Source organism: Mucilaginibacter sp. P4_D1, assembly GCF_056401935.1.
Genome location: NZ_JBFUIJ010000047.1, coordinates 37,832 through 50,693, shown reverse-complemented (window position 1 = coordinate 50,693; position 12,862 = coordinate 37,832). Strand labels below are relative to the sequence as shown.

Genomic DNA, 12,862 nt, shown 5'->3' with positions numbered 1-12,862 from the left:
CCCTATGATATCGCGCAGGCAGCTAATAGATCAGATCAAGCAAAAAAAATCATTTTTATGTGTAGGCCTTGATACTGATATTGATAAGATACCGGAATTTTTAAAGGAATATCCCGATCCTATCCTTGAATTTAACAAACGCATTATTGATGCCACCAAAGATCTTTGCGTATCCTACAAACCCAATGCCGCTTTTTACGAAGCTCGCGGCATAAAAGGCCTGCAAAGCCTGATAGATACCTGGAAATACCTACCCAAGGATACTTTAAATATAATAGATGCAAAAAGAGGCGATATCGGCAATACATCCGATAAATATGCCACGGCTTTTTTTAATGAGGAAGCATCGGGCATGAGCTTCGATGCTATCACCATAACCCCTTATATGGGTAATGACAGCGTTACGCCATACCTTAAATATGATGGCAAATGGATCATAATTTTGGCACTCACGTCATCGGTAGGCAGTAAGGATTTTCAATACCTGGAAACCGGCGACGGCTATTTGTACGAAACCGTAATCCAAAAAGCCAATACCTGGGCAGGGGCCGATAGAATTATGTATGTGGTAGGTGCCACTAAAAGTACCGAGTTTACCAACATTCGCAAATACGCGCCGGATAATTTCCTGCTGGTACCCGGGGTTGGCGCGCAGGGGGGCAGCCTGGAAGAAGTGTGTAAATACGGGATTACCAAAGATTGCGGCCTGATAGTAAATGCATCCCGCTCCATCATCTACGCCGGCAACGATGAAAACTTTGCCGAAGCAGCCCGCGCCGAAGCATTACGTATGCAGCAGCAAATGGAAGTGGAATTGGAAAAGGCGGGAGTTATTTAGTATCAAGTATTTAGTATCAAGTATCAAGATTTTGAGTAGTTGATTAGGTTAAGCTTCTGGTAAATAAGAGGATATTGGTTCGGTTGAATTTTGATTTTTATTGCCGAAGTTTATCTTTGATAGTACGGTTTCGAGAGCTGGGAGCGTATTGTTTAGGTTTTTTGTTTTGATGAGGAAATTCCAAACCGGTTCAAATTTTTTCCAGCCGCCGGCATAAAAAAAGTGTTTGAGTTTGTGCATATGCGATTGGTGCTGAATGCTGGCTTTGAAGATGTTGTTCCATTTATAAAATTCCTTATAGGCCCACCAGTAGCCATCTTCCAGTTCCTGTGCGCTTAACCCAACGGTTTGATAAACCACTTTGCGGGTATCATACAAATCCCAGTTTTTGGTAACTATCCTTCCTTGCCTTTCCATGGTTTTAAATAATTCGGTACCGGGATAGGGAGTTAACACGTGATAGGTTGATGTTGTAATTGAATGTTTTACACCCCAATCAACTGTCCGCTTAAAAACATCTTTGTCATCATCATCCAACCCAAAAACAAAGCTGCCGTTTATCATGATGCCAAGGCTGTGGAGCCTGTTTACGGCTTTTACATAATCTTTTTCGAGGTTTTGCTTTTTATTACTTTGTTTAAGGTTTTGCGGCGAAGATGTTTCAAAACCCACAAATAAACTCCTTAAGCCAGCTTCTGCGGCTTTTTCAATAAGGTTTCCCCTTAATATCGAATCTACAGTGGCTGCTCCCTGGAAAACACGGTTCATACCCTTCATGCTGTCAAATAGCGCGGTCGAGAATTTGGTGTTGCCTAACAGGTGATCATCTAAAAAATATAAATGCCTGCCGGGCAGCCGGTCAATTTCGGCAAGGGCGTCATCAACCTCCTGGGTGTAAAAAGTGCGGCCACCTTCAAAAAAAGCATCCTTATAACAAAAGCTGCAATGATGTGGGCAGCCCCTGGTAACCACAATAGAGTTGGGAACAAGGTACAAGTGTCTTTTGATCAGGTCCCGGCGGATGGGCGGAACTTTTTCTAAAGTGCGGATGGTTGAATTGTATATTTTTTGAGGGCAGCGATTTTTAAAATCCAGCAAAAACTTAGGGAACGTATCCTCTCCCGGGCCTGTAAAAATACTATCGGCATGCGGTGCGGCCTCCAAAGGCAGCGAGGTAACATGCAGGCCGCCAAGAATAACGTAAGCTCCCTTTGCCCGGTAATGGTCGGCAATTTTGTAGGCACGGTAAGCATTGGTGATGTACACCTGGATAACCACCAGGTCGGGACTGTCATCCAGGTTAAGTTTCTCTACATGTTGATCTTGCAGGTCAATCTCATCGTCGGGCGATAAATAAGCAGCCAGAGTTGCCAGGCCAAGGGGCGGGAACAGGGAATATTTTATCGGCCTCCAAAACGGACTTTCGGCTTCGGTTAAGGCGGGGAGGATCATTTTAACTTTCATAGTCTGTAAATAAAAGTACTTTGTAAAACAAAGTAAATAATTTAATTTTTAATAAGCAATAGCCTGCGCCGATATTTTGAGTAGGAGGGGGATTAAATAAGCTGCCAATAATGACAGCATCTATCTATTGTAAAAATCCGTTTTTAAACATCCCCTTATGCCGAAAATTTCTAACTTACATTCTCGTAAGTTGACGCTATGAAAAAAACACTACTCTCGCTTTTTGCGCTATCCTATGCTTTGTATGCTACTGCTCAGATAAAACCATTTAAACCAGCCGATTTTGATAAAATACCTACGGTAAGCGACCCGCAGCTTTCGCCTGATGGCAAATGGGTGGCCTACAGCGTATCTGAAGTTGATACGGCAAAGGATAAACGGGTATCGCACCTGTGGATGCAAAGCTGGGATGGTAAGGAGTCATTGGCGTTAACGCATGGCGATGAAGCAGCTTCGGCGCCGCGATGGTCGCCGGATGGTAAGTATTTATCGTTTGTTTCGTCCCGCGATTCGAAAAAGGGCGGCCAGATTTGGCTGATGGACAGGCGCGGAGGCGAGGGCGTGAAACTGACAGACATTAAAGGCGACTTGGGCGAATATGCATGGTCGCCGGATGGCAAAAAACTGGTGATTGTTATTGGCGACCCTGAAAATAAAGGTAAAGAGGAGCCCAAAACGCCTAAACCCATTGTTATTGATCGTTATCATTTTAAACAGGATATAGAAGGCTACCTGCAGCACCTGCACAAGCATTTGTACCTGTTTGATGTTGCAGCAAAAAAGCTTGATACCTTAACCAAGGGAGATAAGGATGAAAGCTCACCAGTATGGTCGCCGGATGGTAAAACGATAGCTTTTGTGAGCAACCGCAGTGCCGACCCCGATAAAAACGAGAACACAGATATTTTTACCATTGATGCCCGGCCGAATGCCAGTATGCTCCAGGTTACTTCATGGAAAGGCCCCGATACAAACCCACAGTGGAGCCCGGATGGCAAACTGATCGCTTTTTTGCGCTCTACCAGTGATGCCGATTATATGATGTACGATCAAAATATGTTGTGCACCATGGATGTGGTTGGCTCCAATAAAAAGATACTAACGCAGCAGCTTGACCGCCCGGTTACCGACCTGGCCTGGGGAAAAGATAATAAAAGCATTACATTTTTGGTTGTTGACGACCGTGAACGCTATGTGGCCAGCGTGAACATAAACAATGGTAAAATAAGTACGGTTAATAAGGGCACGTACAGCATTACCGATATCAACACCAACTTAAGCGGCAACTGGGTTGTTCAAAAAACAGATCCATATACCCCTGCCGAGTTATTCGCGTTGGAAGGCGGCAAGCTTCGCCGCTTAACGTTCCATCAGCAGGCATGGTTATCCAATGTTAAACTGGCCCATGTAGAAGGTTTTGAATCTACCAGTGCAGATGGTACCCAGGTTAACGGTATTGTTTTAACGCCCGATAGTAATGCCAAAAAGTTACCTTTTATTTTATTTATACACGGCGGCCCCGTTGGGCAGGATGAATATGCCTTTGATGCCGTACGGCAGGTTTTGGCCAGCGCGGGTTATGCAGTTGCCGGTGTAAATTATAGGGGTAGCAATGGCCGTGGCCTTGATTATTGTAAAGCGATATATGCCGACTGGGGTAACAAAGAAGTAAAAGATCTGCTGGGCGCGGTTGACAAACTGGAAAAATTAGGCATTGCCGATCCCGACCATTTAGGAATAGGCGGATGGAGCTATGGCGGCATCCTTACTGATTACACTATCGCATCTGATACCCGTTTTAAAGCCGCAGCCAGCGGTGCCGGCAGTGCCTTGCAATTAGCAGTTTATGGCAGCGATCAGTATGTTTTACAATATGAAAACGAAATTGGTGTGCCCTGGAAAAATGCCGATAAGTGGATTGCCTTATCGTACCCATTTTTTCATGCTGATAAAATCAAAACACCGGTGTTATTTATGTCGGGCTTAAAAGATTTTAATGTCCCGACCATCGGCAGCGAACAAATGTACCAGGCTTTGCGGTCGCAGGGGATACCTACGGAGTTAATACTTTACCCAAACTCGTTCCATGGCATCACCAAGCCAAGCTACCAGGTTGACAGGCTGCAGCGGTATGTGGAATGGTATGATAAGTATTTGAAAAAGTAGGCCGGCAACTTTAGTACAAACTTTTATTGACGTTTTTTAAATGAAATTCTTCCTGTTCATTATGCTAATTTTAGGTACTGCAGCTGTTAAAGCGCAAAACATCAGCACAACAATGGCAACTGATACCACTGTTTACAGCGATAGCGTATTAAATGTTAAACCGGAATTTCCTGGTGGTACAAAAATGCTATTAAGATTTCTTGTGAAAACGATCAGGTATCCCGCCAAAGCCCACGAGCGTAATATTCAGGGAAAAGTGATAGGGACGTTCATAGTAGAGAAAGATGGTACACTTACCAACCTGGAGATTAAAAAAAGTGTTGCACCAAGTCTCGACGATGAAACTTTAAGGATCATGAAACTTTTGCCAAAATTTACGCCGGGCATGCTAAATGATCAGCCGGTCCGAACGCGGGTAAATAGCTTTCCGTTAAGTTTTACTTTGGCTAATTAAGCAGTCATTATCAACTAACCGTTACTACACATTAATTTTTACTATCCTCAGGATAAAATCCCTTACATTCTCGCTAAGGGGTTCCAATTCAGCTTCGTCAATTAGTTTATCATAAACCTGGCCTGCCAATACCAATAAAAATTTTGATCCGGTCATTCCATCGTATCTACGGGCTATCTGTTTGTCAAAATCACGTACCGCGTTAAATATTTTGTAATAGTTATCCTGATGGTTGTCGCCGTCGTTTCGCCATGCCTCTAAAACGGTATCAAATTGTACCATCCCCCATTTAAATTCAGCAGCCTTGCCTTTATCTAATAAGGCGCGCACTATCTTTTTATCTGTTTTACTTAATTCACTATATACTAAATACATGATGATACCTATTTAGCAGGTAAAATTACAAACCTACATTGATAATGAATTGTTCTTAATCTGATGCCCTAAAAATCATAGGACTTGAAATGGTATTGTTGCCATATAAAAGTAATTCATTTGCCGCTGTATTACAGTATAGCCGATAATTGCTAAATTACATGCGCTTATAGCTGCTTCTGAACACATGAATAAAAACTTGCTACTCGTTATAGCTGCATTTGCTTTCACCGGTGCTTTTGCCCAAACGATTAAAAGACCGCTTAAACCAAGTGACGTAAATAATATTCCCACTCTTGCCGATCCGCAATTATCGCCCGATGGTAAGTGGCTGGCTTATAGCGTTTCGGATGTGGATACGGCAAAGGATAACCGGGTGTCGCATTTGTGGATGCAAAGCGTTGATGGCAAGCAGTCTATCCAGCTCACTTACGGCTCCGAACCGGCTTCTTCGCCAAGGTGGACACCGGATGGCAAATTTTTGTCATTCGTATCAGAGCGCTACTCAAAAAACGGCGGCCAGGTTTGGCTGATGGACCGCAGGGGAGGCGAGGGACATAAATTGACAGATTTAAAAAAGGGCGAGCTGGAAGATTATGCATGGTCGCCTGATAATAAAAAATTGGTACTGGTAATTAAAGATCCTGAATATAATGGTAAGGAACCAAAAACTATACCACCAATAAAAATAGACCGCTACCATTTTAAGCAGGACATTGACGGGTACCTGCAGCACCGGCACACCCATTTGTACCTGTATGATATGGAGAGCAAAAAGGTAGATACATTGACGACCGGCGACAGGGACGATCAATCGCCGGTGTGGAGCCCCGATGGCAAATACATAGCTTTTGTAAGCAATCATACCAATGATCCGGATAGGAACGAAAATTTGGATATTTTTACGGTTGAGGCCAAAGACGATGGCGAGATTAAGCAGCTGACTACTTTTACCGGTCACGATATTCAGCCGCTTTGGAGCCCCGATGGTAAGCATATTGCCTACCTGAGATCGACAAGTGATGCCGATTATTATATTTACCAGCACGATTTGTTGTGTATGATGGATGCCGACGGAAAAAATAACCGTGTACTTACCGAAGCACTGGATAGGCCCGTAAGCAATGTGGCCTGGAGCCGCGATAGCAAAAATATTGGCTACCTGGTTAGCAACGACCGTACCAGGTATGTGGCTCAATACAACTTGTTGCTCCGCAAGTCAACCACCGTATATAGAGGTGCCGAGTGCAGTTTTGAAAACGTTATTGGTGCAATGCCCGGCGTGTGGATTGCTAAAATGACCACGCCCTATATGCCTCATGAACTTGTTGCTATCGAAAATGGGAAGATTAGAAGACTCACCTTTCATCAGGATAAGTGGCTAAGCAGTGTAAAATTGGCTTATGTAAAAGGTTTTCAATCTTTTAGTGCCGATGGCACGCTGGTGTCGGGAATTTTATATACCCCCGATAGTGTAGTAAATAAAAAACTACCATTCATCCTGTATATCCACGGCGGCCCAACTGACCAGGACGAGTTTGAGTTTGATATGATCCGCCAAACTTTAGCTTCGGCAGGATATGCAGTCGCCGCAGTTAATTACCGGGGCAGCACAGGCCGTGGGCTGGAATATACCAAAGCTATTTATGCTGATTGGGGTAATAAAGAAGTTCAGGATTTATTAGGGGCTGTAGACGAACTGGTGAAATTTGGCATAGCCGACCGTGACCGGTTAGGTATAGGCGGCTGGAGCTACGGTGGCATTTTGACCGATTACACAATAGCAACCGATCCGCGCTTTAAAGCAGCATCCAGCGGGGCGGGCAGCGCTATGCAACTGGGCATTTACGGCAGCGACCAATGGGTGGTGCAATATGATAACGAACTGGGTGCTCCCTGGAAAAATCCCGAAAAATATATCAAGTTATCGTATCCGTTTTTCCATGCAGATAAAATCAAAACACCAACGCAGTTTATGTCGGGCCTGAAGGATTTTAATGTACCAACCAGCGGCGGTGAGCAGATGTACCAGGCCCTTAAATCGCAGGGTGTGCCTACCCAAATGGTACTTTACCCCGGTCAGTTTCATGGTATTACCGTGCCAAGCTACCAGGTGGATAGGCTACAGCGCTATATTGATTGGTATGATAAATATTTAAAAGGCCCCCCAACCCCCTGAAGGGGGAGTTTTTTATTGAGAGCATTGGTAAATATTTATGAATTTTGTTTAGTTCGGTTTATGTAGAATTCATGAAGATTGCTCTCGCCGGCTCAATTGCAACAATACTTTTGCAGAAAAACATATTTTTTATTTTGATGTTTGCATCCAAAAGAATACCGTTACGATGTTGCCTGAAAAAAATGGTGTAGTTAAAGATTTAAAGGTGCTGCTTGTGGCGGCCTGGTATATCTTTATAGCTGTTTCACATATTTTTTTGCTTCCCAAACTCACTGAACAAGGCAACCAGCCAGCTTCTGGGCACAATTCTATTTTTAAAAGAAACTCCGGTAATTTAACGCTAAATGCGGTGCATTGGAATTTTATTCAGCGTACAGATAAGGTAGTGATAAGTGATAAAAAATCGGTAATCGACCTCCTGAAAGCGGTTGTCGCCAGCTTTATCGTGCTTTTCTTTGCCTTACAGATCTGGAGAATACGACCCCATTGGCAACTGCTTTTCCGTGTTCTGTTTAGTGATTACCGGTATTCATACCTTTCTTTTTGTTCCTTCCGTATTTGATGTGATGGCCTGTTACGGGCATCTGCCTAAGCTATCCTGCTTAAGGCATTCATTTAAATTTAGTTAAATCAATTACCGGTATTAGCCAGGTTTGCTATGTTGTGTTTACATAGTTTTCTGCCCGGCGTGTTGTACCGGTACATCAAATTCCAGGAAACTTATATGCAAATCATAACAAGAAGTGTATTCATACTGATGGCACTACTCATCAGCCTGAATACTTTTGCACAACAAAATATAAAACCTATCGGCCTTAAAGCCCTGCTGAGCCAGGTAAACGCCAACGCGCCGGCGCTGATAACAGATTCGGCTGCAATAGGCATCCGCCAGGCGCAGGCAGCCGAAACGCGCAGCAATTGGCTGCCCAATTTAAAGCTTAATTACCAGGCCGATATTGGCACAAATAATAACGTAGCCGGGCCCTATTTTGGTTTTGGGATCATACCGTCCGATTCGCGGGGAGTGCGTACGCAAAGTAACACCACCGCGGTATCTGCCAATGTAGGTGTAGCCGCCCTGGATTGGGAAGTATATAATTTTGGCGCTTATGATGCCCAAAATAAAGTGGCTAATTCCGATATCCGGGTGCAACAAAGCCAGTTTGCCAACTCAAAATATCAATTACAGGCTTACGCCATCGGCAATTATTTACTGCTGATGAGGCTGCAAAACTTTTTGGATATCCAGTCAAGAAACATCCAGCGTAATGTCGAGATCCGGCGGTCTGTACAATCATTGGCCAAAAGCGGTGTAAGGGCAGGGGTAGATACCAGTATAGCCGAAGCCGAACTATCCAAAGCCAGGTTAAACTACATCGAACTGGCCAACCAGGTAAAACAGGTGCAATTACAGCTTTCGGCAGTAAGTGGCTTGCCATATCAATCTATCGTGCCCGATACCGCTGCCGAAACCGCATTGATAGATCAGCCTGCCGCATTGCAGCCAATTGAGCAGGATACCGTTAACCACCCGATTATCAATTATTACCGGTCGGTATATCAAAATAGTCTGCAGCGGGAAAATTTGGTTAAAAAAAGCTATAATCCTAAAATTATGTTAGAGGGTGCCGTGTGGGGCAGGGGATCAAGCGTTGATGCCAATGACCACTTTAATAGCCTATCCACGGGTTGGGGTTTCGACCGGAACAATTACCTGGTAGGCGTTGGTATCAGCTATAATTTGTTCGACTTGCGCCGCAAGCAATTAAAACTCCGCACCCAAAAGGCCGAAACCAGCTATAACGCTCGCAAGCTACAGGAGCAAAAGCAAATGCTTGCAGTTAACGCCAACCAGGCCGATGTGGAGCTGGAAACCGCCCGCCAGCGCTTACAGGAAATTCCGCACCAGTTGAGGGCTGCTAATGACGGATACCGGCAAAAATTGTCGCTTTATAAAAACGGCCTTACAGATATCATCGAATTAAACGCGGCGCTCAATATCCTTTACCGCGCCGAAACCGATTTTGCACAGGCAAAATACAGCTATTCAAGCGCGTTGTTCCAAAAAGCGGTTACCGATAACCAGGTAAACGCAGTTTTAAACCTTTTAAAATAAGTTAATATGTCAATGGTCACATCCGCACTAAAAAGGCCTATTACCACGGTGGTTATCACTATGAGCCTTTTGCTTTTTGCAGTGCTTAGTGCAATAAAAATACCTATCGATATTTTTCCGCAGTTAAACCTGCCTACTATATATGTAATTGAATCGTACGGCGGCATGTCGCCACAGCAAATGGAGGGGTTTTTCTCCACCCGCTTGCAAGATCAGTTTCTGTATGTAAACGGGATAAAAAGCATCACGAGTAAAAATATACAAGGTTTAACCCTCATCAAACTCTCGTTTTATGAAACTACCAACATGGCCGAAGCATCAGCCCAGGTGGCTTTGCAGGTAAACAGGGCAACCGCTTTTTTTCCGCCGGGGGCATTGCCGCCGCAGGTAATCCGGTTTGATGCGTCCTCATTACCGGTTGGTCAGCTGGTTTTTTCCAGTCCTACGCGTAGCTTAAAAGATATTTATGACCTGGCTGCTACCAAAATCCGGCCCATGTTTGCAACTATACCGGGGCTTTCGGCACCGCCGCCGTTTGGGGCAAACGCGCGGTCGATAACTGTGAGTGTTGATCCCGATAAGTTGCGCAGTTATAATTTAACACCCGATGAGGTGGTTGAAGCATTATCTAAATTTAATGTTATGTCGCCCTCGGGTAACCTCCGGTTAGATAACACGATGTTTTTAACCACCATGAACTCGCTGATTAAAAGCCCGGATAATTTTGGCGATATACCCGTAAAAACGCAAAACGGTGTACCCATATTTATAAAGGATGTGGCCCGTGTTGCTGATGCAGCAGACGTTACGGTTGATTATGCCTTAATTAACGGCAAGCGTTCGGTTTATATCCCGGTGGTAAAAACAGCCGATGCTTCTACCTGGACGGTAGTACAGACCCTTAAAAGTAAACTGCCCGAAATGCAAAGCCTGCTGCCCGATGATGTAAAGGTGAGCTACGCCTTTGATCAATCGGTATTTGTGGTTAACGCGGTTAAAAGTTTAATGACCGAGGGCGGGCTGGGAGCCCTGCTTACCGGCTTAATGGTACTGCTGTTTTTGCGCGATTGGCGAAGCAGCCTTATTGTAGTAATAACCATCCCGGTCTCTATCCTGATAGGGGTGTTGTTATTGAGCCTGTTTGGGCAAACCATCAACATTATGACGCTGAGCGGGCTGGCCCTGGCGATCGGCATCCTGGTAGACCAGGCCACGGTAACCATCGAAAATATCCATCAGCACCTGGAAATGGGTAAATCAAAAAAACAGGCAATTTATGATGCATGCGAAGAGATCTCGTTCCCGCTGCTGCTGATATTGTTGTGTATCCTGGCGGTATTCGCGCCATCATTCATGATGTCGGGCGTACCTAAGGCTATGTTTTTACCACTTTCTTTGTCAATAGGTTTAACCATGATCGTATCGTACATCCTCGCCCAAACAGGTGTGCCGATATTGAGTAACTGGCTCATCAAAGCCGAACGCTATCAACACTATCACCACGGCAAAGTACACGCCCATGCGGGTGAATCGTTGGATGACAAGGAACAAAAACAGGTTGAAAAACACCTGGAACACGAGCAGGAGCACCCCGAAAACAACGACCTGTTTGAAAGAGTAAAACTCTGGCTCATTAATGCCCTCAATAATTCTATGCCCCGAAAGCGACTTATCGTATCTGTTTATTTAGGCGTGGTTATCATTTTAGCGGGATTATGCTTTGTTTTTATTGGTAAGGACATGATGCCCAAAATTAATAACGGGCAGTTCCAGATCAGGCTGAAAGAGCCGGACGGTACCCGGTTGGAGCGTACCGAGGATGCTTTTAAACAGGTATTGCAGGTTATCAATCAAACGGTAAATAACCATGTAGAAATTACATCAGGATACGTGGGGCTAATACCAAGCAGCTACGGTACCAGTAACCTTTATATTTTTAATACGGGTACCCAGGAAGCCGTATTGCAGGTAAATCTTGATGAAAAGTACAAGGTAAATATGGATGAACTAAAAGATGCGCTGCGCAAAAACATCCATTATAAACTTCCCGAACTGCAAATAACCTTTGAGCCGATAGATATGACCGAAAAGATCATGAGCCAGGGTGCCTCGTCGCCTATTGAAGTACAGGTGGCCGGCAAGGATATGCAGCAGATTGAAGGTTACGCCAATAAGGTAGTAACCAAGCTGAAGAATATCAGTTATTTACGCGATGTACAGATAGAGCAGCCTTTAAAGTTCCCGGTAATAAAAATTGCTTTGGATAGGTTAAAAGCTGCGCAGTTAGGGCTGAATATTAAAGATATTGCCCGCTCGGTTACAGCAAGTACATCATCCAGCCGCTTTACTGATAAAAACTTGTGGCTTGATGAAAAAGGTGCCTATACATACCAGGTACAGGTACAAATTCCCGAGTATGTAATGAACACCCTGGATCAGCTGAAAGAGGTGCCGCTGGTAAGAGGGCAAAGCAGCCCGGTTTTAAGCGATATAGCAACATTTACCACAACCTATGTTCCCGGCGAGTACGACAGGGCCGGGCCAAGGCGGTTTTTGACTATCAGCGCTAATATTTATAAAACCGATTTGGGTACTGCCACTACAGATGTGCAAAAAGCGCTGAACTCGGTAGGCGCGCCGCCAAAAGGATTGATTGCCACCATGGGAGGAATGTCGACCCTGTTAACAGATACATTGGGCAGTTTACAAAACGGGCTAATGCTTGCCATTGTAGTTATCTTTTTATTGTTGGCTGCCAACTATCAGTCTTTTAAAGTATCGCTTGCTGTACTATCAACAGTGCCGGCGGTTATTTTAGGATCGCTGCTGATGTTGCTGCTTACCGGGTCAACCTTAAACCTCCAATCGTATATGGGGATGATCATGTCCACGGGGGTATCCGTGGCCAATGCCATTTTGATTGTAACCAATGCCGAAAAATTGCGGATTGATTATAAAGATGCCACAAAAGCGGCTATAACCAGCGCATCCATCCGGTTACGTCCCATCCTGATGACCAGCCTGGCTATGATTGCCGGTATGATCCCCATGGCTTCGGGCATGGGCGAGGCAGGCGAGCAGTCGGCACCTTTAGGGCGTGCGGTTATTGGTGGTTTGTTTGCATCAACACTTGCGGCCCTATTCATTTTACCACAGGTATTTGCGTGGGTACAGCAAAAAACAGATTTTTTATCGCCTTCGCTGATGCCTGGTGAAACCGACGAACAATCAGCTAAAATAACAGAACCAAAAACCTCCATAGTTTAAAAT

9 protein-coding genes are annotated in these 12,862 nt (G+C 44.6%); 7 read left to right on the top strand and 2 right to left on the bottom strand.

Annotated elements, in window-relative coordinates; genetic code table 11:
• Positions 1-838: orotidine-5'-phosphate decarboxylase (gene pyrF / locus AC1DV1_RS26450; RefSeq protein ID WP_477366032.1), on the top strand; the 838-nt coding region annotated here is incomplete at its 5' end.
• A 48-nt stretch (positions 839-886) separates the two neighbouring features.
• On the opposite strand, the gene AC1DV1_RS26445 is transcribed toward pyrF, so the two are convergent.
• On the bottom strand, positions 887-2,302 hold the full coding sequence (locus AC1DV1_RS26445) for a B12-binding domain-containing radical SAM protein (protein ID WP_477366029.1): 1,416 nt from the start codon (positions 2,300-2,302) through the stop codon (positions 887-889).
• A 198-nt stretch (positions 2,303-2,500) separates the two neighbouring features.
• Between AC1DV1_RS26445 and AC1DV1_RS26440 the strand changes: the two genes are divergently transcribed.
• Both AC1DV1_RS26440 and AC1DV1_RS26435 read left to right on the top strand, forming a co-directional pair.
• Positions 2,501-4,468: a prolyl oligopeptidase family serine peptidase gene (locus tag AC1DV1_RS26440; protein WP_477366026.1), complete on the top strand. Its 1,968-nt coding sequence runs from the start codon at positions 2,501-2,503 to the stop codon at positions 4,466-4,468.
• A 40-nt stretch (positions 4,469-4,508) separates the two neighbouring features.
• The gene (locus AC1DV1_RS26435) at positions 4,509-4,922 is read left to right on the top strand and encodes an energy transducer TonB (protein WP_477366023.1); all 414 of its coding nucleotides are present in this window, start codon (positions 4,509-4,511) and stop codon (positions 4,920-4,922) included.
• Between the two features lie 24 nt (positions 4,923-4,946).
• Here the strand turns inward: AC1DV1_RS26435 and AC1DV1_RS26430 are convergent, their stop codons facing one another.
• Positions 4,947-5,297: a hypothetical protein gene (locus tag AC1DV1_RS26430; protein WP_477366020.1), complete on the bottom strand. Its 351-nt coding sequence runs from the start codon at positions 5,295-5,297 to the stop codon at positions 4,947-4,949.
• A gap of 187 nt (positions 5,298-5,484) precedes the next feature.
• On the opposite strand from AC1DV1_RS26430, the gene AC1DV1_RS26425 reads away from it, so the two are divergent.
• The 4 genes from AC1DV1_RS26425 to AC1DV1_RS26410 all read left to right on the top strand — a co-directional run bounded on the left by AC1DV1_RS26425 (position 5,485) and on the right by AC1DV1_RS26410 (position 12,859).
• Positions 5,485-7,476, top strand: a complete 1,992-nt coding sequence (locus tag AC1DV1_RS26425) for a prolyl oligopeptidase family serine peptidase (RefSeq protein ID WP_477366017.1) — start codon at positions 5,485-5,487, stop codon at positions 7,474-7,476.
• A gap of 166 nt (positions 7,477-7,642) precedes the next feature.
• Positions 7,643-8,038 carry a hypothetical protein gene (locus AC1DV1_RS26420; RefSeq protein WP_477366014.1) on the top strand — a complete coding sequence of 132 codons (396 nt, stop codon included), beginning with the start codon at positions 7,643-7,645 and terminating at the stop codon, positions 8,036-8,038.
• A 96-nt stretch (positions 8,039-8,134) separates the two neighbouring features.
• Positions 8,135-9,592 (top strand): TolC family protein, encoded by a 1,458-nt coding sequence (locus AC1DV1_RS26415; RefSeq protein WP_477366011.1) that lies wholly within the window; start codon positions 8,135-8,137, stop codon positions 9,590-9,592.
• A 12-nt stretch (positions 9,593-9,604) separates the two neighbouring features.
• Positions 9,605-12,859 (top strand): efflux RND transporter permease subunit, encoded by a 3,255-nt coding sequence (locus tag AC1DV1_RS26410; protein WP_477366008.1) that lies wholly within the window; start codon positions 9,605-9,607, stop codon positions 12,857-12,859.
• Positions 12,860-12,862 lie beyond the last annotated feature (3 nt).

Bases quoted from the DNA above. Each gene is read 5' to 3' on its own strand.
- AC1DV1_RS26445 (WP_477366029.1), bottom strand. From the start codon at position 2,302: ATGAAAGTTAAAATGATCCTCCCCGCCTTAACCGAAGCCGAAAGTCCG.
- AC1DV1_RS26440 (WP_477366026.1), top strand. From the start codon at position 2,501: ATGAAAAAAACACTACTCTCGCTTTTTGCGCTATCCTATGCTTTGTAT.
- AC1DV1_RS26415 (WP_477366011.1), top strand. From the start codon at position 8,135: ATGTTGTGTTTACATAGTTTTCTGCCCGGCGTGTTGTACCGGTACATC.
- AC1DV1_RS26425 (WP_477366017.1), top strand. From the start codon at position 5,485: ATGAATAAAAACTTGCTACTCGTTATAGCTGCATTTGCTTTCACCGGT.
- AC1DV1_RS26420 (WP_477366014.1), top strand. From the start codon at position 7,643: ATGTTGCCTGAAAAAAATGGTGTAGTTAAAGATTTAAAGGTGCTGCTT.
- AC1DV1_RS26430 (WP_477366020.1), bottom strand. From the start codon at position 5,297: ATGTATTTAGTATATAGTGAATTAAGTAAAACAGATAAAAAGATAGTG.
- AC1DV1_RS26410 (WP_477366008.1), top strand. From the start codon at position 9,605: ATGGTCACATCCGCACTAAAAAGGCCTATTACCACGGTGGTTATCACT.
- AC1DV1_RS26435 (WP_477366023.1), top strand. From the start codon at position 4,509: ATGAAATTCTTCCTGTTCATTATGCTAATTTTAGGTACTGCAGCTGTT.